We start from the raw sequence: 24,760 nt of genomic DNA on the forward strand, positions 1-24,760 counted from the left end.
CCTTTATGCTATTGCTATCCATCCATTAACAAGAAAATCGCCTGTAGAGCTGTAGTTACCTGTATACTCTATATATCTTTCAAGTGTAAATCCCGTATCCGTAAAGTTAGCTCTGAACCTAATTGAAGTTGCAATATCTTTGTAATAATAAGATGATCCACTATTACTTATAAGTACTGCATAATCATAATTCATTGCTCCGCCCGATCCATCGCTGTAGTAAGCAGATTTAAACCGTATTTTTAGAATTAGCAACGTAGGTCTAAATGTAATTGATGTTGATCTGTTTAGCACTTGTGTCCATGTATTCCAGTTGCTTTTGGACAACATGTAAAGATCTTCGCCTGATTCTACATACTTCTTACCTGTATACAGCCCCCTAATCTTTGTATGCAACGTTGACCATATATCACTTGTGGATGCACTGCCACCCATGGCGTTAATGGCATCCACCGTGCCTTGTTTAGCATCAACGCCAGATTGAAAAACGTCTTGCGACCAAGCGCCCCACGTACCTGCATGTTTAATTCTCACGTATAAAGTAGGAGTAGAAGAACCGTTAAGCTTTGTAGCTCTTTGCATAACGTAATCAGTGCTATTTGTATGGGATAGAACCTCAACATAATACCAATCACCCGCACTTGTAGCAGTAGGCGCATTTACCAAATTACTACCGTTATACATTCCCGTAGTAACTAAGTTATTAAGATCGTTTCCTGATGAGATTTGAAGAACCGTTCCGTTATCCGCAGTGACTTTATGTCTTTGCCAATTACTTATAGACGCTATATCTGACTCGTTAGAATATGGAGTATCAAGCGCCCCACCATGTATAAATGCTAATTTAATACGAGAAAACGCTTTTACTTGAGTATTAGCTGTTCCGGCTACAGTTAACCTGATACGAATCTGAGAGACTCCGGTAGGAATTTGAAATGTTCCTACTTTCCTATGCCACCATTTATTTAAATCAGCGTCAATCTTTCCGTAAGTTGTAGTCTTATCAACATTTATGATTTCTACCGAAACCCGTTCTGATGTCGTTCCGGAGGTGTGGAACATTGCCTGTAGTTGATAGTTGCTACCTGCAGAAACATGTATAGGATCAGAATCGAGATATGATCCAAATCCTGTGGGAATAGATGCACTTATCTGAAAATGTCCGCCAATCGAAGAAATATTATTTTCCGTTCTCCATGCTGATGGAGAATCTCCCGACGGTGTCCAACCTTGCAAACCCAGATGCCCTGATGAATTTTTTATGAGGTTCGGTGTCTGGATTTGCGACGGTTTAGCGAAATTGTCATCAACATATTTTTTAACGGCGATTTCTTGCCACCCCGTAAAATTAGGCGTAACATTAACGTCCCAATAACCAAACCATTTACGAGCATACTCGCTGCCTCCCTGTATAAAACTCAACTCGACTCTATACTCTCTATGACGTCTAATGTGCAGAATACCCGCTGTGGCTGGATAAGCCGCTGACGTATTAGACGTAATTTTCATAAAACGCAATTCCGATTTATCCGGCATGGATCGAACAATGGCGTCTATTGTTTCAGCACCTGCGGTCAAACCAAGCTCTGTGATATCATTGTAGGTTTTCCAACCTCCCATAGCTTCTAATCCACGCCGCAAAGCATCCGCAGACGGTGCTTTTGTTTTATCTGTACTGGTTGTACTGTCTATTACGTCAAAATCAATGTTTGAAAGAGCCTCTTCAAGTTCTGGATGAGTAACGTAAACGAGTGAATTATTGATATTTGCGCTCACATTAGGTGCCTGACCAACAAAAGCTAAAACATCAAAACTTTCCTCGATGATGTTACTGCCTCCCGCTGCCGGAATATAGTCAGCTGTATCCCCTGCATTTGCATACAAATACAGTATCTCACCTTCGTCTGGATCATTAGCGTAAAGACCAAGTTCCCGGAAATAGAAGCCAGTTGTTACATCCTGATTGGATAGTACAAACCCTATAGTTGCCTGGTTTGGGAACTCCATTTTTCGTTTAGTAATCGGCATTGTTTTTTTTGCGTTGATTACGTTTGTTAATGCAGACATAGCTTGTCCGTTCAGCTTCCCATCACCTATAACGAAACGAGTAAATTTAAGCTCAACACCTGTTTGGGCTTTTGCTTGCAACGCAATGCCTTTATTTGTGAGTGCCTTTGTGAAAGAAGACATTAAACCACCTACCTAAATTCGAATGTTTTTCCCAACATGTATAGCAAAGCCGTTATATACATGAATCGTTTCAGATTGAGCCAAAATCACGGTTTCTAGATGGGCCGTTCCTCTCTTGATTGAATCGACGGCCTTAATAAACTCCTGGGCCTTCTCTTGTGTTACCTCGGGATTGTTGGTGATTACTCGAAAGTAACCACGCTGTCCACCGTATTCGAACCATTCCTCGACTTTTCCATAACCAAAGAGAATAGTAATCAACTCTTCAACAGCTGCCGGTGTACCCTTTTTTCGATGGAAGCGATAAGCATTCTTTACCAGTTCACGCTTCTGCTCGATTGGAAGGCTGACATCATAAAAGCTCACATTAAATCCCCAGGCAAGCTGATCCGCTTCTTCATCATTTAATTCATTCAAACGTGAAAAAATAGGAATCTTACGAGCCTCTGCCTTCACTTCCTTGAGCTCAATGTCCAAAGCTTCAGCGTAAGCAATTACTTTCGGATCATACCGAATGCTTATAGGAAGAAGGTCCAAGAGACTCATATTCTCAAGATCAGTCATCAACAAGACCTCCATAAACCAAGTTTACGTTTACCTCCTGAGCCACTTGCATTTTACCAACCTCAACAAAAGAGGGGCTACGAACTTCGATTCGAGAAGAACCGGCTTGTCTGCCAAGAAAAATAAGCTCAGAGGGGTTAATATCCCTACCGAGCTTAGATCTTTGCCACAACTGATATTCTGCAAAAGCGTTCATCGCACTTTCCTTGATGTTGGACTCCTGGGTCGCGTCTTGTGAGGATATATAATAGGTCAGATCAATATCGTATGAAATTACTTCTGGCCTTTGGACAATGACCTTATCTGTAAGAGGCCGTACCTCCCTATCATTTAAGGTCTCATATATCGCATTTATGACTTCCTCTGTGGGAAGCTCTCCTCCTTGCAATAGAGGTACAATCGTCATTTCACTTGGAGCAAGTGAATCAGCCTCGATGTCAATAATCAGTGGGCTTGCTGTCTTGGCCCAATAAATATAAGCCCCTCTCGGTCCAGCAACACTAAAAGTTTCCGGGGAGAGATGAATTCTCTCTCTAAAAGAATCGTCAGATTCTTCATCGGAACCCCCGGCGCTCTCTGTTATGTTTACTGCACTTGTGACATAAGGAAGAGGGTCCATAATGGCATTGATTTGTCCAGGAATAAACCCATTTGCTGAAATGCCTACAACATTCGCGGCGGCCTGTCCATCTCCAGTTAACTCTCCAGCTCGAATCGTTATGTTCTGGATGGTAGAAAAGTATAATGAACCACCGCTATCCTGAACGCCTACTCTTGTTCCAGCAGGTATGATTAAGTCTTCCAATTGCGGTATGGAAAGCGTAAACCGTAAAGTAGTGAGCGCAAATTGAGCCAACAATCTTGATACATTTGAAAACGCACCCATATGATCCAGCGCTTCTTTACGTGAGTATTTCAGGGAATTTGATTTTTTTAATTGATCAACAAGAATACGTAATTGAATGATTTCATCGACCAAAGCAAGGAATAATATCCGTTCCGGATCGGCTCGATTCATGATTTTTCCGGTCTTAGCTTCCACATTGGAAAGGGCCCGATCCCGAATAACCTGCATTTGTTGTTCGGTGTATTGAATATCGGGTAAATCAGCTAATGTCATTCGTCCTCCACCTCCTCTGTCAAAACAAATTTAACTGTCGGACTCAGCTTCGAATCACCGTCGGTTGTCATAGTAATATCTGTAACCGTTACTCTTGGTTCTTGCTCCTGGATCGCTCTTAAGATATTGACCTGTATCAGCGCCTGTGCTACCGGTAGACTTCGATCTATAAAGACCGGGTCAACACCGAGAGAGCGGTCCAGCGGACAGGTTCCGACTACTGTCGTACAGATCAAGCGAATGTTTTGTTTTATGGATTCTAAGCCAGTCAGACCGAACTTAATTTCTGGCGAATCTGCCGTCACACTATACATACTCATTGGACATATTCCTCCAAAGTTAGTGTATAGGAAGCTCTGAGAAGATTTCCTTTATCGTCAATACGTTCCCAATTCTGAACGTAGTTAATAATTTTTACTCGATCCATACCTAACCCTTTACCGCCGATAACAAGTGGCATCACTCTGCCCTTGCGGCTGTATTCAACCAACTTGTCCACCTCTTTACGCGGATTCAGTCCAAGCCTTGCATCGACAACAACGGTCATATCGTATTGATCTAGTCCGGGTCCTAGAAACTGAGAACGTGGCTTTTTATGAATGATATCGTTTGTGGCCCACCGATCCGCAATTGTGCGTGTGAAGCCCGTAAACGTCCGTATTTTGTAATGGGTCGATATAAAAACAATATCGCCTAATACGCCAATCCCTTCAGGGAGAGCCATTACTAACCCCCTCCTAGATTTGAAGCTGAAACGGTGCCTGACACTGTTAAATCTCCCTCGATGACCACACCGCTATTGGCTTTAATCATTAACTTTTGAACTGCCTGATCATAATAAACATAGCTGCCATCCTCAAAATAAACGCCTTCCGTTGCTTTCGTACCTGGCATCCTTTCAGGAATAATCCCTAGACAAACCCCGTCGCTTCGCCCATTCCCAAACATGAGGCAAACAACGGTGTCGCCTGGGCTTGGCATACCATTAGATGCACCGAATCCACCGGCACAAACCACAGGTAAATCCTTTGTTACATTGTCTTCTCGATCAGGAAAAGTCGCTGTAATGGTCCCAGAGGTAAAATCAACTGTAGAGCAGTAACCCATTCTGACGAGTGAAGTGATACTACTTTTCATTACCAACCCAGCACCTTTCGCACTTGAATATCTGTTGTGTATGCCGCTGTTGCACTTATTTGATGTGTTGCATCTATAACGATGTACTTTCCATCAAAGTAACCCCAGCCTTTTAAATTTATTGTTTGACCAGCTGCTATTCGAGTATCTCCCTCAATGGTGAGGTTTGCTAAACCTGCTTTCTTGTTTTGCTCTCGAAGTCGATTTCTGGCCACTCGGTTTGCTTCAGCAACAGTTTCCACTTGCTCGTGAATTCGTAGTGTTGGCATATAACCAGGATTAGGAAGCGTAAATGATCCCTTAATGGTTTTAGACGGCTCTTTTGATGTCTTTGGCGTTGTGTATACCACCTCACAAGAACCGTAGGCCACGCTCTCACTGTTTGTTTCGAACTGGTAGGACAGGATATTATCCTTACCTCGGGTCAGATCAAAGACAGCAGCAGCCTTCTCAAACTCTGACTCTTCGAACATGACCAAACTTTTACTGCTCACCTTCAGGGTTATCCCCTCTTTAATAGCCGGTTCAATTAAAAATTCAAAGTCGGTTTGTTCTGATTGATCCAGGCGCTCATACGTAGGATTGGATTTGGCCTCATAGACGAGTTTAAGTTTTGCCCTGTCCGCAATCTCTTTAGCTACCGTTTTAAGTTGAACCTTCTCCCATGACTTCGAGCGCTTTTGCTGTTTGGCTGCGTTCCCTTCCACCGGAAGTGCACTAGCTTCAATCGTAACGACATTAGGCATTCCTGCATAAACAAAAGATTTAAGATAAAATTTACCGCAAGGCAGTTTTTTCTTTTCCTTTTGCTTGTCCCAGTGGTAGGTGACGATTTCCGCTCGGATCTCATCCCCGATCACGGGAACCCATTCTTTCATCCATTTATTTTCGCTGTCATCCAGCTGTATAGTAATGTCGTCTGCCTGTCCTGAGTACCCATCGTGAAAGGTAAAACTCATTAAATCTTTATCCAAATAACTGTCGACCTGTTTACCGTTAAAATAAAGAGAGAGGAAGGCATACCGCCCGTAACCGACAAGGCTGCTCATGCTTCTTCCTCCCTTCTCCAAATGGGCAAGTGTTCCGATGTTTCTGCTTCATACTCAGGGATTTGAAGCACGGTACCGGCTTCGAATATCCCTGTATTTATATAATCAGGATTCGCTTGTATGAGCGGAGTCATAAAAGATTCGCTTCCAGTTAGCCGATAAGCGATTGCATCCCAGGTGTCTCCCTGGATTGTGCGATACGTCTTCACGCTAAGTTCCTCCTTGCTTGTTGCCTTTGAAGATTTGCCATATGTTGCTCCCATTTTCGCTGAGAGTCATCTGCGGCTTTTCGTACCATCTGCTCATTCACTGGTCCGTAAAATTCAAATTTGGGGCTATATACCGGCGCAAAATGTCCGCTTGATGACATACCTAGCGCATTACCAGCTGCTGCATATAAATCTTTAGAGCGCTGCGAGTTGTTCACCGGGATAATGTACTCGTTATCGCCACCCTCACCAACCCAAGCAAGTTCTGGTTTCGTAATGAGACCACCTTCCGCGTAACCATTAAAACCCGGATCGCGGAGCGCTATGCGCCGAGAAGCTTTGCCTTCAGGCGTTGAAAAATCAGGCATCCGTCCGGTTTGCTGATAGACAACCGAAACGTCGATTTTCTTCGATTCAGGAAGCATATCCATAGCCGCATTCAGCTCTTCAATTTCTAGAATGGCCTGGTCAAAACGCTGCTTTTCCGAACTGGAAAGCTCGTCATACTTAGCAGCCAGGTCCTCCAGACTTCCACCAAGCTCCATTTCAATTAGACTCGCCTGTTTGTCATATAAAGACTGGAAAGACTCCTCCATGGCCCCGATTTCCGTTTGTAAGGTCTGCATCCTCTCAGGTAATTCCTCGAAGGACTGTCGCATGCCGTCCATTTCGGCGATGAAGTCACCCATATTGCCATCTTTATCAATGCCTAAAAGGTTCTGATACTCCGCGATGAGGTCCCGGATTTTTTGGTTCTGTTCCTCAATAGACAAGGTGCGGTCAGCTCTAATCGACGCCTCTTTTGCCTCGTACTGGTCAATCTGCTCATACTGACGACGAAGATTGTCATAATTGTTTGCAAGATCGGAAAGTTGACCGCTCAAATTGCCATACTCATTCTCTAATTCCGGCAGTTCAGATTTTCCGATGGTAACCTCGGAATCCAATATAATCTTGGTCGTATTCGATCGGGTTTCGAGCAACTCGTTTGCTAAGTCAATTTGGTCTCTGAATGAAGCTTTTTTCGCGTCCTCCGCTTTCAAAATTTCAGGATTCAGCTGTATCAGTTCTTCTTCCACCAGCTTCATTTTTCGGCGAGCTTCGGTTAACTGTGCGGCGGGTGTTTCGGCATCTCGGATCTTAGCAGATAGCCGGTCATACTCTTTGGTCAGCTCTTCCGTTCGTTTTCTGCTTTGTTCGACAGCTTCATAATCAGAAAAAGCTTTGTCAATATCCTCACCCATATGAATGAGTTCTTGTCTGGCTTCCTCTTGGTGTTCTTTATACGCAATGACCCCTGTCGTAATCAGCCCGAGCGCTCCCACAGCCAGACCAATGGGATTGGGAAGCAAACTAAATGCTTTCCCGAATCGCCCAGCGTCACTTGATGTATCTAGAAAGCTTCTCTGCACATTAGACAAATCTCTCGTAATGCCGATGACGTTCTTGGCAAGTATTCCTGCTGGCACGCCTAGCGCAATCACTTTGAGCAGATCCGTATTATCTGAAGCCCATTCCGTTAAGTTTTGAAGCGTCGGCATCAAATCCTCACCAATCGGAATGACAATTTCATCCATCATCTGTCTTCCAAGCTCACGGATATCTTTGATGAGGCTGTCATATTTGACATCCTCCATCTGCTGCATTGTATCTAGCGTCCGTGAAAACTCTCCGTTTGTTTCTTGGAGTGCTTGGACTGCGGAGTCTCGAAGATCTTCATATTGGGTTCCGAATAATCCGACAGCAATTTCATTCCGCTGATTTGCATCTTCCATTTGATCTAGCTCGGTAATGATCTGATCTAGCGCATCCCTGGCTTGTATTGACCCGTCAGCTAAACCGTCAATTATGGTATCCCTACCCGCTGAACCAAACAGGCCACCCATCGCATCACTAACAGCTTTGTCACCGCTCTGGATTCGGATGGTGAACTCTTTCATGAGGTCGCCCATCTTATCCAAATTGAAAGCACCGTTCTTTATTCCGGACTCTAAAATACTGAACATTTCTTCAGCAGAATAGCCAGCATCACTAAAATGCACAGAATACTCATTAAGTGTATCTAGCAAGTCGCCTGAACGGTTCAAGCCTTTCTGTGATCCCTGGGCAATCAGGTTAAAAGCTTCGTCTGCTGTGAGCCCCATGTTTCGCATAAGAGCGTCCACCGTGCGGACCGTTTCACTAACATCATAATTAAAGGTATCTCGAAGTATAAGGGCATCTCTCGTCGCGTTCTGGAGTGCTTCCCCGCTGAGGTCTGTCACTTGCCTTACGTTCACCAGGGAATCGGCGATATCTTTAAAACCCTCTCCGACATTCGCGTTGTAAATATCTTCGATAGTGTCTTTAAACTGCGCCATTTCTTCCGTGGTTGCGCCCGTAGCAGCGCCCATATGTCCGACAGAATCGTCCAGGGCTCCAAATTCGCCAACCATATTTCCTAATGCTCCAGCAGTCCCCGTAATAATGGCATGTGCTCCGGTAAACTGAAGCGTTCTTTCGAACACATCCCTGAACTGCTGAACGTCTTCCGTAAGCTGACGGAATGTTCCTCTGGCTTCCATGGCATCCCGATCTAACTTCCGAAGTCCTCCGGTCCTACGCAAGCTTTCCAGATCGTCGCCAAGGTCTCGGACATCCCTAGACATTGTATCGAACGTCCGAGTAAGCTTGGGGTCAATGTCGCCATTTAGCTCAAACGACATTTCATATTTTTTTGGCACGAATTACTCCCCTTCCTTCGGAGGGTTCTCCTGCTCGCACAGCTCTCTTTGAGCCGTAATCCATTCAAATAAAACCCAAAGAGGACGGCTCATCCAATAAGAAGGATCGCCGCCCGCCCGGGACATTTTTAAAGATACTTTCATGAGTCGTTTGACAGGATCTTGACTTAAGCCAAACCTTTCAAAAAAAGCTTTGCAGCACCTGACACTTTCAGAAATTCCTTTGCTTTCAGCTTTTTCATCACATTTGGATGGACTCCTGCTGCCTTTGCTGCCAATACCGCATGATACCCTGGGTGCTCATTTTTGTAATAGATAAATACATTTTTAACACCAGCGATAAAGTCCATAAACTCACCTTCAACCATCAGGATGTCATCCCCGGTTAACTGATCAAAGTCAAGTTTCAATTCAGTGATCGTTTCACCTTCCCACTCGATAGGTTTAGGCAATACGATGACATTCGCTTGTTGCTTAACCTCTACCTTTTCATTCTCTTTTAAAGTGTTTTCATTCATTTTTAATTTCTCCCTTCACATTTTAAATTAAGCTAATCCTAACGCTTTTCTGATATCTGCCATATCGTCTTCGCCATTTACCCGGCTAACATAATTGAACTTGTCCAATTCAAAAACGGACGTGCCATCAATAAAAATTTTAATGTAGGTGACTTCTATCGTGTTGCTCGTGTTAGATGCCGCATTTTGAACGAGCGTTCCAAGTTCGACCCCTTTACCAAAACCACGGACCACGATTTTTATCGCCTTCGTGACCGTGACACCTCTCGTATTATCAAACTCTTTAAATGCACCCCGAATTTCAAGTCCCTTCATCTGTGAACTTACGAGTTTGAATACATCTTTATTAATGGTTTTCCAAGCAATTCCGACCTGCATCGAACTGTAGTGACCTGAAGAGGGGACCTCTACATCCCCCAGAATTCCAGCTCCATTTACGGTATCCGTCATGGGTGTTAAGGTGGGAAGAGTGACATCCCCTGTAGCAACCTGCTGATTTAGCCCCTCCAGAAAGACTGCCAACCCTGCTAAGTTAATTGGAATACTTTGAGTCATGCTGTTTCCTCCTTTACGCTGCGGTTAGTGATGCTAAGTAAGAGGCATCGTATGCAGCAATGTATTCGATTTCTTGTGCCGGCCCTGGTGGAGTGATAAAAATTCGATAAACCGTCTTCCCGCTTTCCAATTGTTCCGTTGGATTGTCAGATGCATTAAATTCGACCCTGCCTCCAAGCAGATATCCACTCGCGACAAGTCCATTAATCCAAATGTTCGTATCATCAACATTGGATTCGATCAATCTTCGGCTTAGTGGATTGTCCACCTTACGCCAGTGACGAAGAACTAGGTTATTTTTCACGTAACTGAACATCCGACGAACCGGAATAAAAGTCCGCTGTGCATCCTCATACGATGGATATGCGCCTGTATAGTTTCCCCACACGTTAAATTGCCCTTGCCAATTCAGCGCCGTCACAATGCCGTTAGCATTAAGTACATTCGCCTGATCATAAGGGATTCTCGCGGGTGAACCATCTTTATAAACCATGGCGTCTCCTGTCATCGCTTGGTTCGATGGGGATTGATAAGGAACGCCGTTATTCTGTGAATCCGTAGCCAGCATGGTTGCTGTTACATGAGTTGATAGGTGATACATCCGATCTCCATTCTTGATCATCGGATAGGTATTAATTTGGAGATATCCATTGTAATCATTGTCTTCTTTCCACTGAGCAATGGACATGTATTTCTGACTCGCATCTAGATCCGTTACCGCATAAGCCTCAAACAACCCGTTAATGCTCTCTGCCTTCGCCTCCATGATCGCTGCAATTTCCGGCTGATCGGAAAAGCCGGGAGCGACGATGAGATTAGGCACAAGGTACGTAGATAAGAACACTTCTTCGATCAATTCGAGCCCTGTGCGCTCACCAGTTTCAATGTCTGTTCCACCAATGATACGGCTTGCCGTAATCAATGAAGGGTCAAGCACATCGTATCCCAACTGAACAGAATTACCGGCAATACTTCCACCGGCAATAATCGAGAGGACCAAGTAACCTTCATCGTTAAATGTCAGCGTGTAATCCTGGTTCAGTACATAAGACGTTGACCCGTCTTCAGAAGAGACAGTAACAGAAGATTTAAGCACGCCTGATCTTTCAATGATGTACATGCCCTCAAACAGCGAAACAGCTGCTGCTGAAACGGCTTCTTTATCCGTAGATGGATCGAGCACATTGACAAAGGCAATAGGAGATTGTTCGTTCTCCACAAAATGTGCGTAAGCCGCTTCACAAAGCGTAAAAGAAGCCCAATCCTCCGAGTAGCCGAATTTTCGTTTGAAATCATCCAAATTTGTAGCCAAAATCACCTTGTTTACCGCTGACTCAGGATCGGTAATTAAGTGGATAGGCGCTGTTCCAAAATAGACCGGCAAAGTATTTGTCTGTTCTACCCTGGTTTTGCCTTGGCTGAAGGTTTCTTTTGCTCTAACTCCATGATTTAGTGACATGGTTTACTCCACCCCCAATGAACGGATTGCGATATTAAGCGCGGACCCCGTTTGTTTTAATGTTTTCTTCGCTGCCTGATACTGATCCACTGGAACAAACAAGCTCTTTAGCAGTGGATACTCTGCGTAAAGGGTCTCTATATGGGTCGGATACCCACCCTTAAACACTTGGCTTGTCCTTAGCTGAACACCATTTTTCTTTACGTTAGGGCCAATGTAAATCAGTTGATCCGGTGCAGTAACCTCTTGTTTAGCTGTTCGCTGCTTGAGCTTGGTTGTTTTTGAATCTACGGCATCCGTTTTAGTTGCCTGTGCTTCGTCATTCATAGCCATTTTTCCATACCTCCGGTTGAATAGATGTGGTTGCCCAATTGGTTGATATATAGCCCGTCCAGAAAGGGTCAGATTGTTCTTCATAAAAGCCCATGTTTAGCGGCTTCACTAACTGGAAAGGCCACCCCTCATACGTTTCACGTAAAAAAGAGGCTCGGACAGTTTCCATGAGATGCAGCACATCCATGTACCCGTCTGGGCCTCTTCCTTCTACACCAAATATAAAATCAATTTGCGGCGTCCGATATCCTTCCTCATTGTCCTCTGCATCGTTAAAGTAGATGACAATGAAAGGCCAGCGTTCGTCGCGCTCCTCTGAAACCTGCAAGTCCACAGGTGGTATATCCGTCTCACTTGTTTCCTGCGTCACATGCTCAACAGCTCTTGGCGGTAGATCCACCATATATACGTTAGGCGAGAGCCGGTGAGGACCAAAAAACATTTCCTTTGTCAGCTGTTCAAGATATTCTTTAAGCAGCTTCATCATGGCTACCGGTGTCAAATTTTCAGCCTCCCTAATGTTCGGTCAAGTTCATGAGGAAGTCTTTTTTGCATTTCAGTACCATAGGTGTCATTCACATGATTCCGCACCTCCTCATTTGATGCCATGGAAGGGACCGCTGGCCCCCGTAATTCTTTGATCGGGAGCCGCCTCCTTCCCACACGTTCAAACACACCTGTATGCCGTCCAGCCTGTGCAATAAAAGCTCCGGGTATTGGCTTCTTAGCTCCTCCACGAAGAACAGCTGCCTTTAAAACTTTAGGCGCGCGATTTAATCGACGTTTTGGAGTCACGCCAAAACGAATGAGCGGTACGGTATGACCTTTTGAAGTCAGTACCGCACGCATTGCATCCCCCTGGGCCTTACGGATCGTGATGGTTTCTACAACCTCTTTTTGCTTCACAATATACCGTTCACGAACTTTACGCCCTGTTTCCGTTTTCGCTCGCTGACTTGCCCGGTTAATTGCAGAGATATAAGCGCGTCTAACCGCCTTATCCATCTGCCTCAGTGACCTGTTGGCTTGCTTCAAGTTATGTTTTACTTTGATGAGGTTACTCATGGCCTTGTTCCATTTCGTTGAAGTGCTATTTTTATCATTCCGACTTCATCTGCCACATCAATGACGATATACTTCATGTAATCCAAGAAAAATTCTTGATCAACACGCGGCCTAAAGCTTAAAACTCCTTCCTGAACAAATAGAACAAGATTATGGACCGATACACCTTGAGCATGTTGTACCGGCCTTCCATCTAGAGTAAAAGCTTCAACAATCATAGGAACAATTTGATCTTTACGGTTTTTATTACTGTCGTATGTCGTCACCGTATGATCCTCTGCCATTTCCTCCACATTAAAAAAGACTCTCATGTCATCGGCTAGAGAGTCTTTAAAAATGCTCATGACTGAAGTTCCTTGAGCTTCTTTTCAAGTAATTTGACTGCACCTGCTCTCGTCTGATCGCTTGCCTGTTCTTGTTCTAGTAGCAAATTGATTTCCTCAACTTCACTTACGCCCTTCAGATACTCCTCTAGCTCGGCAACAGAACGGTTAGGAGAAAAAACTTGCGGATTGTCGTTATCCTGAGTTTGTGGATCTTGGCTCGATTCAGAACCTTCCTGTTCAGTTCCAGAAAGTTCCGAGTCTTTAAATAACCCTTTACCTTTCAGCTGCTCAATCATGTCCAGCGGCAATTGACCTTTGACATTCTCGCCTGCTTCATACAATCGACCAGCAAAGTTCAGCGGACTTTTTAAAATCATCATCCAGTCACCGCCTCTCCTGGGTTCATGAACAGACCACGGCTATCGAGCACCGTTACTCCGTAATCAAAGTAAATGCGGAAGTCAATGCCTAAGCGGTCAAACGGGATATCGGTTTCGAGTGTTGGAAGTTCTTGACCTCGAAGATAGGTCACTTCGATGGTGTCCGCGATATTCGCAGCTGCTGCTAAATACCACGCATTAGAAGAGTACTGATCCAGTTCAGCATCAACGACGATGTCATAGGCATTGCGGAACACATTAGCTACGCCGCTATGACCAGCAGATGGGTCAGCCTCACTCCGCTGATACTGTGCCGCTGCCGTCTCCATAGCTGCCGGTACAATGAGATATTTAGGAGCAATATTCAGTGTAGCAATCCCACGTTGATCTTTCTGAGTTCGCATTTTTGTCCGCGCTTCACTCATCGTCTCTGTGTTAATGCCTCCAGCGGTACCCAGGTTTCTATGGGCTGCGCTAAACAGCGGTTCGCTATCAAAAATGACCGGATTTTGAGCAAGCATTTTATAAACGAGACTGTTAATTCCTCGTTTTGCCGCAATGACGTAAGCTGCGGGCACTCTGGAAAGCATACTAAGATCATCATTGATAAAAGCTTGGCGTGTAAATCCCCAGCGTTCAGAATAAGTTAGAACGGCTTTAGTCACTTTTTCATCTTGCATCGGGGAATCATAAGGAATCGGTGCATTTTGTGGCGTGAGTTGTAAATGACCAGCCTCAGAGATTCGGTAATGTTCTGCTGCTTTAAAATCTGAGTTAGATCCTACCCCTACCCAATGCTGAAACGTCGTTGGAGCCTCCTCATAAGCCTGTGACAGCGTTTTGTTGGCTGCATTCGATAGAATACCTTGGAAAGTGCTATCAGGCGAAAGAGCCCGTCTTAGAAGGTCTTCATCACGGAGCAAGTGAGCACCGTTATCTCCTGCACGTTGTACGCACTCCACAGCCAAATCCCGAAGTCGAAGATTTCTCAGTTCAGTAGCCCCCGGAGCTGGCTTCACAATACCACGCCCTGCCCGTAAAAGAAGGCTGTCTGTAGCAGCTGAACGGAATTTATCCACTTCCTCTGCTACTACTGTGACAGAAGGGGTATGCGGCTTCTTATCTTGAATTTGTTTTTCCAAAATCGCGCTTTTCACAAATTCAACCGTGCTTCCATTCGTAATGTACTCAGATGGGTCCATGCTAAAATTACGGCAAAGCGTATTGATTTCCGTAACCCGACTCCGTTCACCTTCAGCTGCCAAGCGCTGTAACTCTGCTGTGTTTACGGGCGGTGGTGGCGGCGTTGCACCTCGATGATGATCATCCGGGCTTCCTGTACCGGCACTACCTCCTGCACCTGCGCCTGTATCTGGAGCAAGTCTAATTCCTTGGGCTTCTAGTGCCAATCTTTTTAGTTGTTTCATTGTCTCGTCCTCGCTTTCTGAATTTAAATGACTACGTCCAACACCAACGGAAGGATCTGCTGGTGTCGGTTCTATAGATATTTCAAAGGGCTGCCACTTTAAAGCCACATATGCCGGTCCTGTAAAGCGTCCATTGGCAGAAGTTTTCCCTGCCCTTACTTCCTCCCAAGAGCTAACCGAATAACCTACGGATACCCCTTTGATAATGCCTTTCTTCACTTTCTGGAATACTTTCTCGCTGTCCTCATCGTCATCAAACTTTACCAGGGCACGGGCTTTTCTGGAGTTCTGATCAATCCATACCTTTTCGATTGTACCGATGGGCATGCGACCATAGTTCATGTCTCGACCATGGGCAAATAATAAAACCCCGACTTCGTTGAGCCTGGAAAGGTCAATCGCTTCGGGGTCATGGCTTAAAATCTCAGAACCAAAATATCGTTCATATGGCTGCTCTGAAGAAAAAGACAGTTCAATGGTTCGATCTTCCTCATTGAGTGTTTCCCGGTTTAGGGTAAGCATCCGGGAAAATTCGTTAACTGTTGGTTCAGTCACATTCCTATGCAGCACTTGCGGCATCGTCGTCATCTTCGTCTTCTTCATCTGGGTCATGATCGTCACCCCCTCCTTTCACAGACTCTCCCATGAGTTCCTTCTCTAAGTTCTTTTCAGCTGCACGCTGTGTAATGACATCGCGCCAATCTTCCCCACGTTCGGCACAAATCCGTGCCAATGTATCCTGATTGGTTTCGAGAGCCACCTTGTTTGCATCGGCCTCTTTCTTCGGATCAATCCAGGTGCTGCCCGGCGGAACCCATACATGCGTGATATACTGCTCCTTGTTTTTTGAGTATCCTGGAATGCCCAGCTTGCCGTTAAGGTCCATAGAATCCAGAAACTCCAAATAGACCGGCGTTAAGAGACGGTCAATAATCATTTTCTGCATTTTTTTATAAACCTTACGGTCCTCGATAAGCCCCTGACGTGCAGAAGAATAGTTGACCTGTGACAAATCCCGTGAAACAGCCTCATAAGATAGTCCAAGTCCAGCAGCGATCATTCGTACCAGCGTCGTTATAAACTCTCTGCTGTTCGATGCTTGTCCCGACGGAATAACCGTCTGCACTTCGTCGCCTGGATTCAGTTCTCCTATCATACCTGGAGACAAAGAAACACCATCATAGCTGATTTGCTCAGAAGATTGGCGAACCCCTCTCCCTACTCCTCCGGTTGGCGTATCTTTTTTAATAAATACTGCCATACAAGCCATGACTCGCTCCTTAATGGAGATAGCCTCGACAAACTGATTCACGTCTTTGATCCTGGACATAGCGGTCACAAGCTGTGACACTTCCCTAATCTGCTGCGGATTCGTTTTTTTGAAGAGGAAAATAACGTCTTCTGCACTGATCCGCACGGTTTCGGTTGAATGAACAAGATACCCATCGTACTTTTTAAAGTGATAAGCAATCGGTTTGTTATAGTCATCTACCTCTACCCCTTCAAGTACGCGGTTTTTACCATGAGCTGTTACTGTCGTATCCAGTTCATCAACGGACCGAATTTGTAACTTAAACGGGAATTTACTATTTCCAACATATACTTTTACAGCAAAAATACCGCCATCTACAACGTACCGGCGAATAATCATTTCGGATATCTCTTCAAGGGACTGCGTCGCCGTAATATCAATATTCTCGGCCTTGCAATATTCCTTCCAGAGCTTTTCAATACTTTTATTAATCTGACCTTCTTCATTCCCTGGAACATCGTGAGGGATTTTCGCCTGAAGCATAATACCCGTTCCAACAACATTGCGGTTAAAAGCCTGTAAAATTCCTGCGGTCAGGTCACTATTATTCTCAAGATCCTGAGCTCTTGCCCGGAGTGTGGAGCGTTCTGACGCTTTTTTCCATTCATTTGGACCAACAGACGGATTCCATCCTTGATTAAGACGTCCACGTCCTCCGGCATCAAAGACATTCATTGCATCACGCCAAGCCGCGCGTTTATAGGCCCACCTTGGACTTACTGCTGCAATAGACCGGTCAAGCCAGTTCATATTGTTCACCTCCCTTCAAAAAAACCATAGTGAAAGATAGATCCGCCACGCTGCAACATATCAATTTCCTTCTCTAGGCGATTACGCTCAGAATACAGTAATCCAAGATCAGCACGTTTTACTGATCGGCTTCCAATTCGGTATTCCTGTGCCCCATTTTGGACCGCCAAAATTGCCTTGTTTACATTTAGCAACTGTTCCTGCAATGTAATTAGCTTTTCATCCATGGTCATAGCCACTTCTCACCCCCATTCAAGCCTTTTGCTACAACTTTAGGTGATTCCTTTGGTTTGACCGTATCTTCATAACGCATGTACCGAATGCCTAAGCAGTCCGCGGCAAACGCTGCATACACTTCACAATCCAGGTAATGGTTATCTGCATGAGCTGTTTTGGGTCTCCAGACCTCAACATCTCTTTTCCCAACCCTCTCCAACACCTTTTCCTCGGCTGTTACTTGCTCGGCATATTCCAAATCACAGTTTTCATACACGAACCATCCTCCGGGTTGCTCCTCCTTCCGATCCAACCGACCAGCAATAAAGTCTTTATAAAATCCGCCGTCTACGTGGTACAAGGAAATGCCGTACATCCCCTTATCCTCCCGGTCAATTTTAGTCAGCTTATATTTTTGCGGTAACGGACTATTTGAACCTTTAATAGAAACGGCCCATTCGTTATTTTTCAAACAGAAATCATAAATTTCATCCGCATTGTAACCCGAGTCAATCGCGCATAGATTAACAAAATATTCAGTTCCATCTTCTGCGCAATAGGACATATTCATGACATCTTCAATCTCGGTCCATGTTTCCACAACACCATGCCGAATATTATGACTTGTCATATTCTCGCTCCACGCTCTTATGGTGTAGTACATGCGATCTTTCTGTACATCGACTCCACCAGTGAGGAGAATGGTCCGATCAGGGACGACACCCTCTTCGTAACCGCTTGTTTTCTCAAGAACCTTGTCACTGTTCAACTTCACCTGGGTGTTTTCCCAAGGCTCTGCTAGCCAAGAATTAATAAAGTTCATGAGTTCTTCAGGCGACTTTTTAGAAGTAAGGAATTCATATGCCATATCACCAAAACGAACCCATGGACTATAGATTGCATTGAGGTGAAAACCCGTTTTCTTTCCTGGCTTTGTGCTCCCCGACTCTGTTCGCCACTCCCCAGCTCGAAGCATCTGCGGTTTATGAGCATCCCGTATCTGCTGTTTACAGTGTTCGCATTCATAAACGGCTGTACCTCTTGCCTGTTCCGGTTCAAGCTCCTTATTAAACTTGATTTGTTTGAATTTCAAGGTTTGGAACTGACCGCAATGAGGACATGGAACATAATATTGCATCTTCACGCCTGCGCCTTCCCAAGCCTGCCAAATCGGACCCGATTTCAGGGTAGGTGTAGAGGTTTGCATAATTTTTTTGTTGAACGGAAAAGTTTTCGTTCTTTCTCTCGCCAGTGAACGTGGATCAGCTTCTTTACCAGCGTTTTTCGGATACTTGTCCACTTCATCCATGAACAAATAACGGATTGCCCTACTGGATAGCGAAGCCGGGCTATTGGCACCGGCAATAACTGCATACATTCCATCAAATTGAAGCTCACGAACCGTGCTTTCATCCGACTTAAATCGCTCATTAAGCACCGGACTCAGCTCCAACATCGGTTGCAGCCTGTTTTTAGATGTGTATTCTGCCAGCTCCAACATGGGATAAACGATCAAAGCCGGGTTCGGGTCCTGAGCTATGACATAACCAAACATATTATTTAGACTTTCGGTGCCTCCGACCTGAGTCGGCTTTACAAATATAATCTCTTCGATACGCGGATCAGTAAAAGCGTCCATGATACCTCGAAGGTAGGGCGTTCGATCCGTAGACCAAGGACCCGGTTCAGCAGATGTTTTACTATCCAAAATACGGTAGCGATCTGACCATTCCGAAACCGATAATTTTTCAGGCGGTTTTAACACACGAAGTGAAGCCAATATCCATTCAGGCCATTCCTCAACCTTTTTTGGCATCGTACACACCTCTGACCGACAGCTGCAAAAGCACATTGTTTGAATTGTCTGAGATATTCTGCTCAATCACACGAACCTGCTCGGGTTCTATGTAAGGAGAAATGTCCATTGCGATTTTACGGCTAAAGCCTGAAAGCGAACGTTTTAGAGAAGTTAAAAACCGCTGAAGCTCACTGACTACCTCTTCGCGCCTTATGTATTCTCCATTGGCAATTGCATTCTTAAGGGTAGCTGCTTCCGCCTGCTGCTCTTTTAACATCACTTCGTACTTCAGCTTTTGTTGAGCTAATGTCATTTCCTCTTCGTCATCTGGATTCTTACGAACACCCTTATGTTCTGTCACCCATTTAATCGTATCTTTGAGTGAATACCACCCTCGGGCTTTTTTGGGCATTCCGTTTCGCTCCCACTGTGCAATCGTGTTGCGGTGTACACCAAACACCTCACAAAGCTCAGAAGTCGCGATACATAAGGCACCGTCGATCATTTTTGCTTTTACTTTTTCACTCATAAAACCCCCTCCTTTTTGCACAATGCATAGTGTGCAAATTTTATAAAACTCGGTCAATTTCCGGGGTCATTCGTACCCGCATTACCCCCACCCCCTGGGAAGGACCCAAAACCTAAAAAAACCGCAATCCCTTGCCACATAAGGGGTTACGGTTTCTCAATAACACGATTTTTAGTAAAACAACCTCAATTTATCTATTGAGTTATTCATATGTTAATATTCTGCATAACTTATACAGCTTAAAAAAAACCTTGATATATAAGGATTTGATTAACATTGATTGATTGAGTTATACATTCGTGAAATGAATGGAACTCATAGACCAAATCGGTTCATTGCGTTGTCCATCATGTCCTGATCCATACCGATATATCTGAAGGTGATAGAGTCGGAAGAATGATTCAGCATGTTTCTAACTAATGAAATATCCTTTGTCTTCTGGTACATATGATAACCGAATGTCTTTCTCATCGTGTGGCATCCGATATCTTTCAATCCGAAGCGTTTCGCGGCTTTCTTCATGATTTTGTATGCCATATCCCGTTTAATTGGACGATTTTCGCCTTGACGGGACGGGAACAGATAGTCATCATCTTCCATGTTTACCGTATATCGCTTAAGTTCACGCTTTAACGTCGGGTTAATCAGCTGCCATTTTTTCTTGCCTGTTTTCATTTCGATCATGACAATATGCTCACCCATGACATCCCTTTTACGAAACTTCAGCATGTCTTGTATACGGTATCCCGTGTTGATCCCAAAAACAAAAAGCATGTAGTTTCTATACGAGTCTTTCATCAGGTATTCTTTGATAGCTTCGATCATTTCCTGTTCTCGTATAGGCTGCACAAAGTTCATATCACCACCTCATATCATAAAGTTAAATAAAAAAAAGCATCCCTAAGGATGCTGACTGTTATTAGCTGGTTATGACGACAATTGTATGTGTTGCGTAACCGTAGACTCCCGTTTCTCTATCAGTGTTTATTGCCTGATGTTCTATTTGATATTTAACCTCAACCTTTGTAGCAATAGGCAATTCTTTAAGATAGTTATTTACTTCGAGTTCTAACGCTTCAAGACTATCTTTTCGAAAAATCTTAATCTGGTACATTTGACCCCCTCCTTTTGTAATAGGATTTCGACAGTCTGGAAGGTTTTTCCTCTTTCCATGTCGAAACCTATCTATGAAAGGAGGTGTCACTATGGCTACCTACATCGTTAATACTGGAGTGAACAAAGAGGTTCACCGTACTGCATATGTCGTGTCTGCTTGTAATATCCATTTGATCAGCCCGACCAATAGAGTAGATACAAATGATGATTGGACAGTACTTTATCCATCTACATATGATGGATGTAAACATTGCTATGCCTCTAAGCACAGAAAATAAGCGATTAGAGAGGAGTTCGCCGCTCCTCTCGTTTTACCCATTCTTCACAATCTTGTTTATTCATGCAACCCGTTTTAAGGTACATCTTTAACACTCCGAACTGCTCTCCATCAGCATAGCTGTACGGAAAAGGGCGGTAACCTAATTTCTGAGACACTTCTACACTCTCTTGAGAAATAAGAGCATGAGGCGGATCAATGTATCCTTTCCATTGTCCAAATCCATTTTCCCATTCAGTAGTTTCCCCAGCTCGACCGTGACCGCAACAGCAACTCAGGGTGATTACTCCTTTATCGTTTAGTTCTTGAATCTCCTCAGCAATACAAGCATCTACAGGAACAACCGTGCGCCCTGACTCAGATCTCGGTATACATAACCTAATATCCTTAGTTTGATCAATACACATTTAGGACCACCTCTCTTTTTACAATTCTATGCTTATAGTCATCCTTATAAACTCAGTAAAAGTTTTCTATTTATCCCATAAAAAAAGCCGCTTTTCAGCGACTTAATTTGTAAAGACAATATTGATTAAACGATATTCCTTCATGCGCAGCCTCTTCCATCAACTGTTTATGCAGCGATTTCGGAGCGCGTTGCAGCCATTTCCCACTAAACTGATTTTCGTCAGCCGGTTCTGGAATCATGTCACCAAATTCAATTTTCACCTCAATGTAACCTTCCATGGCTTCTTTAACCATTGCCAAGGCTTGCTCCGGTGTATCCCCATGGCTCTTGCACCCATCTAGTTCAACAACAGTCGCAAGGTAATACGCTCCACTCTCATCATTCATATGTTTAATCTGGATTGTATACGGGAGCGCCATGTAATACGCTAAATCCTTCTTTACATTCTCATTTGCCATCAATTTCGGGCTAGGATAAAATGAGGATTGAAGAAGGGGAGGTGCTACTCCCCTATCTTCTCCAGTACGTCTTTGACGTACGCCGTCTTAACGGGTGTTTCCTTCGGTATTGGGAAGGTGTCGCCTTGCTCATTTCGGAAGATGTGGTGTGAACCTTTAATTCGAACCACTATGTATCCGTAATGCTCAAGTACTTTGACTACTTCCTCAAACCTCATCCCGTTAGGGCGGTTTTTCATTTTCTGAACCAACTTCTCTACCCTAGCCATTGCTCACCTCCTATACTTATATAGTATCATATATGATATCACTTAGCAAGGTTTTTTTGGTTTTTTTTGGCTCTTTGACAGCTAATAAATGAGCAAATTTGCTTGGTTCCCGTCCAATCTCCCCATACACACCCTTTGCATTGTTCAGGTTGCTTATCGGATCTGACTGGAACAGGCCTTGACTTGATGGGTAATTGTCTTACCATCAGCGTCCCTCGCTATCTATGAAAATAAAAAAACCTGTCCGCTTGGACAGGCTCTCTTTTCACCAAATTTTCTTATAATACTCTGATTCCTTAAGGAAATCCTCTAAATACTTATCTTCAACTGTAACAGTCTCCATGTTTGCAATCTTCCCGGTGGTTCGGTCAAATCCTTCTACCATTCTAACGTTTACGACTTGACCTTGGTCATTAACCTTAACAAATCCCGGGAAAACGCCATGTGCCAATAGGAAGGTTAATAGATCTTGAGTTATATCATAATAATAGTTCTGTTTTTTGGTGGTAATCTTAAACCGTGTCTCCGGCATGCCAATATCACCAAAGCCAACCTTTTTGATATCACTTGTAAAAATGCGTTTCTCCTTACTACTATCTTGCAGGTCAATGACAGTCAGCATCTTTTCGGATTGGATTGCTTTAGCGACTACTTCCAAATACCTTTGACGTTTTTCTCGCATGTAATTACCTCCAATGTCATTTTCATCATTTATTGTAACTGTGAAAATGAATTAAAGGTAGTATTATGTCGATATGAATAGAAATAAGCGAGAAGAGGAACGCCCCAGTCATGCGCCGTATTTACGGCTGTGCGTTTCATTCTCGCTCGATTTCCACAATACAAATATATCACGTAAAAAGTCCAGTGAAGGGCAACAAAACGGCAAGATTCCGGCAAAATACCGGAACCCCTAGATGACTGAACTTGCAGGAGCTGCATCTTCATCGAAAACCGTTAGGCGTAGCATTCCTGCAAGAGTATCAAGTGCCGTCTGTTTGATCTCTCTTAACCTCCGATCACTCATATGCAGTTCTCCTGCAATGATGTAATCAAATTCCCCTTCATCGTCTAGGTAACTTCGTTGAATGACTTCACGTTGGATAGATGATAACTTCTCCATAGCCAGAGTGAGCAGGCGGTCTTTATTAATAAGCTCTGCTTCTTTATCAACGTTATATACGGCGATATTCTCCGTCTGCTTACTTATTGTATTGGTTGATTGATGTTCTCTATATTCATAAGCTTGTGTAACAGCTGCTTCACGCCGGACAAATCCAATTTGCCGAAACTGCCGAACGGTCTCTAAGTAGTCTTCCACGGTGCGCCGAGTTGCTTTCTCGTCGATCGGCAGGATGTTGAAACATAACTGCAGTTTGTTTTTTCTACGTTTTCCCATTTATATCCCCTCACCTGTGGTATAATTTGGTGAGGATTAAAACACAACACATCCCCCGTTCGGCAGCCAAGCTTACGGGGGATATTTTTATTTAATGTTCACTGACATTCTCCATTTGCTTAGATGTCATCTTAAAGCCCATACCAATATTATTTATAATCTGTGAGATAATTTTCGCTCGTTCCTCAGCAGGGAAGTAACAAACCGTTCCTCCTATTGCAAAAGCATTCGCCATTAGATTCTCCTGCGTATCGACATCTGTTTCACTTTCGGATAGTAGAGCTGCGAAACGGTCCATTTTTTCAACATTGCTCACTTGTGTTTTCCCCCAATATGATCATATGATTTTTCTCATTAACTTCGCTCGATCGAATGATTGCTGAAGATCCTCTCGAGTCTTTACTGTATAACTCCTCACAGCTTGCGTCTTAATGACTGACTGAACTTCCCTTTTTGCTCGACTGCATTCTTCCAGCAATCCAAAGCGCGTAATGACTTCGTATAGGATTCTCCATTGTTCATTATCATTTTTGGCTTTGCGCCGGACACGCCTGTTGGTTTGATACTGGTTGAAGAGCTCAGCCGGATCTATTTCATCCGGCCCTAGCAATTCAAAACCGTGCGTTAGATCAATAGCTTCACCTTCGCAATAGCTGATTTGTTCAGCAGTGGAATCAAATCCTAGCTTGATCTGCTTTACAAGCTCATGGAGCTGATTAGCGGCTTCTCTCGGCGTTAATTCCATGATTCACTCCTACCTTCTCCACTGGAATAGCATGGAATGAAGTTTTGCAAGTATCGTGGTATTCCGTAACCCCTTCACTCAAAGCTTCATGTGATGCAAACGGTACTATGTACCAAATAAGATTAAGCTTCTCAGCGTAACCAGCTGCCTTAAAATCAACATGATCTATCTCAGCGACTTCATTCAGAACTTTACAGAGCTCGTATATGAACCAATGATTACGTGGCTGCTGTGACACTAGATAACGACGTTCCTGAACAATATTAAGCCAATATAGCCGTCTCTCATCCTGTGACATCCTCACGAACTGTTTGAGCTCACTCATCATTTCTGAGATATGAACCAGGCTGCTTCCAGACTCCCTTGTCACTCTTGGAGCCCGTTTGAATACGTTTTGACTTTGCTCATGGAATAATTGGATCATGTT

33 protein-coding genes are annotated in these 24,760 nt (G+C 44.0%); 1 reads left to right on the forward strand and 32 read right to left on the reverse strand.

All coding sequences use genetic code 11. The features are described 5' to 3' along the window. Window positions 1-3 precede the first annotated feature (3 nt). The 24 genes from ACFQ3J_RS08725 to ACFQ3J_RS08840 form a co-directional block, all read right to left on the reverse strand. Window positions 4-2,190, reverse strand: coding sequence for a phage tail-collar fiber domain-containing protein (locus ACFQ3J_RS08725; protein ID WP_251583541.1), 2,187 nt, complete (start codon window positions 2,188-2,190; stop codon window positions 4-6). 12 nt (window positions 2,191-2,202) lie between these two features. After that, complete coding sequence (locus tag ACFQ3J_RS08730; RefSeq protein WP_251583539.1) at window positions 2,203-2,754, reverse strand: phage tail protein I; 552 nt, start codon at window positions 2,752-2,754, stop codon at window positions 2,203-2,205. Beyond that, a complete protein-coding gene (locus tag ACFQ3J_RS08735) occupies window positions 2,747-3,874 on the reverse strand; it encodes a baseplate assembly protein (protein ID WP_251583537.1) in 1,128 nt (375 codons plus the stop codon). The genes ACFQ3J_RS08730 and ACFQ3J_RS08735 overlap by 8 nt, the downstream gene beginning before the upstream one ends. Then, complete coding sequence (locus ACFQ3J_RS08740) at window positions 3,871-4,194, reverse strand: GPW/gp25 family protein (RefSeq protein ID WP_251583535.1); 324 nt, start codon at window positions 4,192-4,194, stop codon at window positions 3,871-3,873. Before ACFQ3J_RS08740 ends, ACFQ3J_RS08735 begins: the two co-directional genes overlap by 4 nt. Next, a complete protein-coding gene (locus ACFQ3J_RS08745; RefSeq protein WP_251583533.1) occupies window positions 4,191-4,598 on the reverse strand; it encodes a phage tail protein in 408 nt (135 codons plus the stop codon). Before ACFQ3J_RS08745 ends, ACFQ3J_RS08740 begins: the two co-directional genes overlap by 4 nt. A gap of 2 nt (window positions 4,599-4,600) precedes the next feature. Continuing rightward, a complete protein-coding gene (locus ACFQ3J_RS08750; RefSeq protein WP_379292624.1) occupies window positions 4,601-5,011 on the reverse strand; it encodes a hypothetical protein in 411 nt (136 codons plus the stop codon). Continuing rightward, window positions 5,011-6,060, reverse strand: a complete 1,050-nt coding sequence (locus tag ACFQ3J_RS08755; RefSeq protein ID WP_251583529.1) for a phage late control D family protein — start codon at window positions 6,058-6,060, stop codon at window positions 5,011-5,013. The genes ACFQ3J_RS08750 and ACFQ3J_RS08755 overlap by 1 nt, the downstream gene beginning before the upstream one ends. Beyond that, window positions 6,057-6,269 carry a tail protein X gene (locus ACFQ3J_RS08760; protein ID WP_251583521.1) on the reverse strand — a complete coding sequence of 71 codons (213 nt, stop codon included), beginning with the start codon at window positions 6,267-6,269 and terminating at the stop codon, window positions 6,057-6,059. Before ACFQ3J_RS08760 ends, ACFQ3J_RS08755 begins: the two co-directional genes overlap by 4 nt. Next, window positions 6,266-8,992, reverse strand: coding sequence for a phage tail tape measure protein (locus tag ACFQ3J_RS08765; RefSeq protein WP_251583519.1), 2,727 nt, complete (start codon window positions 8,990-8,992; stop codon window positions 6,266-6,268). The genes ACFQ3J_RS08760 and ACFQ3J_RS08765 overlap by 4 nt, the downstream gene beginning before the upstream one ends. A 167-nt stretch (window positions 8,993-9,159) precedes the next feature. Beyond that, window positions 9,160-9,510: a phage tail assembly protein gene (locus ACFQ3J_RS08770; RefSeq protein WP_251583518.1), complete on the reverse strand. Its 351-nt coding sequence runs from the start codon at window positions 9,508-9,510 to the stop codon at window positions 9,160-9,162. Between the two features lie 27 nt (window positions 9,511-9,537). After that, the gene (locus ACFQ3J_RS08775) at window positions 9,538-10,065 is read right to left on the reverse strand and encodes a phage major tail tube protein (protein ID WP_251583517.1); all 528 of its coding nucleotides are present in this window, start codon (window positions 10,063-10,065) and stop codon (window positions 9,538-9,540) included. A gap of 13 nt (window positions 10,066-10,078) precedes the next feature. Continuing rightward, window positions 10,079-11,524, reverse strand: a complete 1,446-nt coding sequence (locus tag ACFQ3J_RS08780) for a phage tail sheath family protein (protein WP_251583516.1) — start codon at window positions 11,522-11,524, stop codon at window positions 10,079-10,081. A 3-nt stretch (window positions 11,525-11,527) separates the two neighbouring features. Next, window positions 11,528-11,857: a hypothetical protein gene (locus tag ACFQ3J_RS08785; protein WP_251583515.1), complete on the reverse strand. Its 330-nt coding sequence runs from the start codon at window positions 11,855-11,857 to the stop codon at window positions 11,528-11,530. Further along, entirely contained in the window at window positions 11,844-12,359 is a 516-nt protein-coding gene (locus ACFQ3J_RS08790) for a hypothetical protein (RefSeq protein WP_251583514.1), read from the reverse strand. The genes ACFQ3J_RS08785 and ACFQ3J_RS08790 overlap by 14 nt, the downstream gene beginning before the upstream one ends. After that, window positions 12,356-12,922: a phage tail protein gene (locus ACFQ3J_RS08795; protein WP_251583513.1), complete on the reverse strand. Its 567-nt coding sequence runs from the start codon at window positions 12,920-12,922 to the stop codon at window positions 12,356-12,358. The genes ACFQ3J_RS08790 and ACFQ3J_RS08795 overlap by 4 nt, the downstream gene beginning before the upstream one ends. Beyond that, a complete protein-coding gene (locus ACFQ3J_RS08800) occupies window positions 12,919-13,266 on the reverse strand; it encodes a hypothetical protein (protein WP_251583510.1) in 348 nt (115 codons plus the stop codon). Before ACFQ3J_RS08800 ends, ACFQ3J_RS08795 begins: the two co-directional genes overlap by 4 nt. Beyond that, window positions 13,263-13,628, reverse strand: coding sequence for a hypothetical protein (locus ACFQ3J_RS08805; RefSeq protein ID WP_251583508.1), 366 nt, complete (start codon window positions 13,626-13,628; stop codon window positions 13,263-13,265). The genes ACFQ3J_RS08800 and ACFQ3J_RS08805 overlap by 4 nt, the downstream gene beginning before the upstream one ends. Further along, window positions 13,625-15,667, reverse strand: coding sequence for a prohead protease/major capsid protein fusion protein (locus ACFQ3J_RS08810; RefSeq protein ID WP_251583506.1), 2,043 nt, complete (start codon window positions 15,665-15,667; stop codon window positions 13,625-13,627). Before ACFQ3J_RS08810 ends, ACFQ3J_RS08805 begins: the two co-directional genes overlap by 4 nt. After that, a complete protein-coding gene (locus tag ACFQ3J_RS08815) occupies window positions 15,615-17,117 on the reverse strand; it encodes a phage portal protein (RefSeq protein ID WP_251583504.1) in 1,503 nt (500 codons plus the stop codon). The genes ACFQ3J_RS08810 and ACFQ3J_RS08815 overlap by 53 nt, the downstream gene beginning before the upstream one ends. A 5-nt stretch (window positions 17,118-17,122) precedes the next feature. Next, entirely contained in the window at window positions 17,123-17,350 is a 228-nt protein-coding gene (locus ACFQ3J_RS08820) for a hypothetical protein (RefSeq protein ID WP_251583501.1), read from the reverse strand. Beyond that, window positions 17,347-19,149, reverse strand: a complete 1,803-nt coding sequence (locus ACFQ3J_RS08825) for a phage terminase large subunit family protein (protein ID WP_251583499.1) — start codon at window positions 19,147-19,149, stop codon at window positions 17,347-17,349. Before ACFQ3J_RS08825 ends, ACFQ3J_RS08820 begins: the two co-directional genes overlap by 4 nt. Continuing rightward, entirely contained in the window at window positions 19,133-19,660 is a 528-nt protein-coding gene (locus tag ACFQ3J_RS08830) for a terminase small subunit (protein WP_251583497.1), read from the reverse strand. Before ACFQ3J_RS08830 ends, ACFQ3J_RS08825 begins: the two co-directional genes overlap by 17 nt. A gap of 315 nt (window positions 19,661-19,975) precedes the next feature. Then, entirely contained in the window at window positions 19,976-20,518 is a 543-nt protein-coding gene (locus tag ACFQ3J_RS08835; protein ID WP_251583496.1) for a site-specific integrase, read from the reverse strand. 61 nt (window positions 20,519-20,579) lie between these two features. Beyond that, entirely contained in the window at window positions 20,580-20,774 is a 195-nt protein-coding gene (locus ACFQ3J_RS08840) for a sporulation protein Cse60 (protein ID WP_251583494.1), read from the reverse strand. Window positions 20,775-20,865: 91 nt separating this feature from the next. On the opposite strand from ACFQ3J_RS08840, the gene ACFQ3J_RS08845 reads away from it, so the two are divergent. Then, entirely contained in the window at window positions 20,866-21,054 is a 189-nt protein-coding gene (locus tag ACFQ3J_RS08845) for a hypothetical protein (protein WP_251583492.1), read from the forward strand. Window positions 21,055-21,058: 4 nt separating this feature from the next. Here the strand turns inward: ACFQ3J_RS08845 and ACFQ3J_RS08850 are convergent, their stop codons facing one another. The 8 genes from ACFQ3J_RS08850 to ACFQ3J_RS08885 form a co-directional block, all read right to left on the reverse strand. Continuing rightward, window positions 21,059-21,460, reverse strand: coding sequence for a hypothetical protein (locus ACFQ3J_RS08850; RefSeq protein WP_251583489.1), 402 nt, complete (start codon window positions 21,458-21,460; stop codon window positions 21,059-21,061). A 94-nt stretch (window positions 21,461-21,554) separates the two neighbouring features. Continuing rightward, complete coding sequence (locus tag ACFQ3J_RS08855; RefSeq protein ID WP_251583487.1) at window positions 21,555-21,881, reverse strand: type II toxin-antitoxin system HicB family antitoxin; 327 nt, start codon at window positions 21,879-21,881, stop codon at window positions 21,555-21,557. An 83-nt stretch (window positions 21,882-21,964) separates the two neighbouring features. Next, window positions 21,965-22,189: a type II toxin-antitoxin system HicA family toxin gene (locus tag ACFQ3J_RS08860; protein WP_251583485.1), complete on the reverse strand. Its 225-nt coding sequence runs from the start codon at window positions 22,187-22,189 to the stop codon at window positions 21,965-21,967. Between the two features lie 265 nt (window positions 22,190-22,454). After that, window positions 22,455-22,871, reverse strand: a complete 417-nt coding sequence (locus ACFQ3J_RS08865; RefSeq protein WP_251583483.1) for a hypothetical protein — start codon at window positions 22,869-22,871, stop codon at window positions 22,455-22,457. Window positions 22,872-23,102: 231 nt separating this feature from the next. Beyond that, a complete protein-coding gene (locus ACFQ3J_RS08870; protein WP_251583481.1) occupies window positions 23,103-23,588 on the reverse strand; it encodes an ArpU family phage packaging/lysis transcriptional regulator in 486 nt (161 codons plus the stop codon). Between the two features lie 91 nt (window positions 23,589-23,679). Continuing rightward, window positions 23,680-23,904, reverse strand: a complete 225-nt coding sequence (locus tag ACFQ3J_RS08875) for a hypothetical protein (protein ID WP_251583479.1) — start codon at window positions 23,902-23,904, stop codon at window positions 23,680-23,682. Between the two features lie 21 nt (window positions 23,905-23,925). Then, window positions 23,926-24,333: a hypothetical protein gene (locus ACFQ3J_RS08880; protein WP_251583477.1), complete on the reverse strand. Its 408-nt coding sequence runs from the start codon at window positions 24,331-24,333 to the stop codon at window positions 23,926-23,928. Then, a complete protein-coding gene (locus ACFQ3J_RS08885; RefSeq protein WP_251583476.1) occupies window positions 24,305-24,757 on the reverse strand; it encodes a hypothetical protein in 453 nt (150 codons plus the stop codon). The genes ACFQ3J_RS08880 and ACFQ3J_RS08885 overlap by 29 nt, the downstream gene beginning before the upstream one ends. Window positions 24,758-24,760: the final 3 nt, after the last annotated feature.

Source organism: Paenibacillus provencensis (assembly GCF_042678545.1).
Lineage (GTDB): Bacteria > Bacillota > Bacilli > Paenibacillales > Paenibacillaceae > Paenibacillus > Paenibacillus provencensis.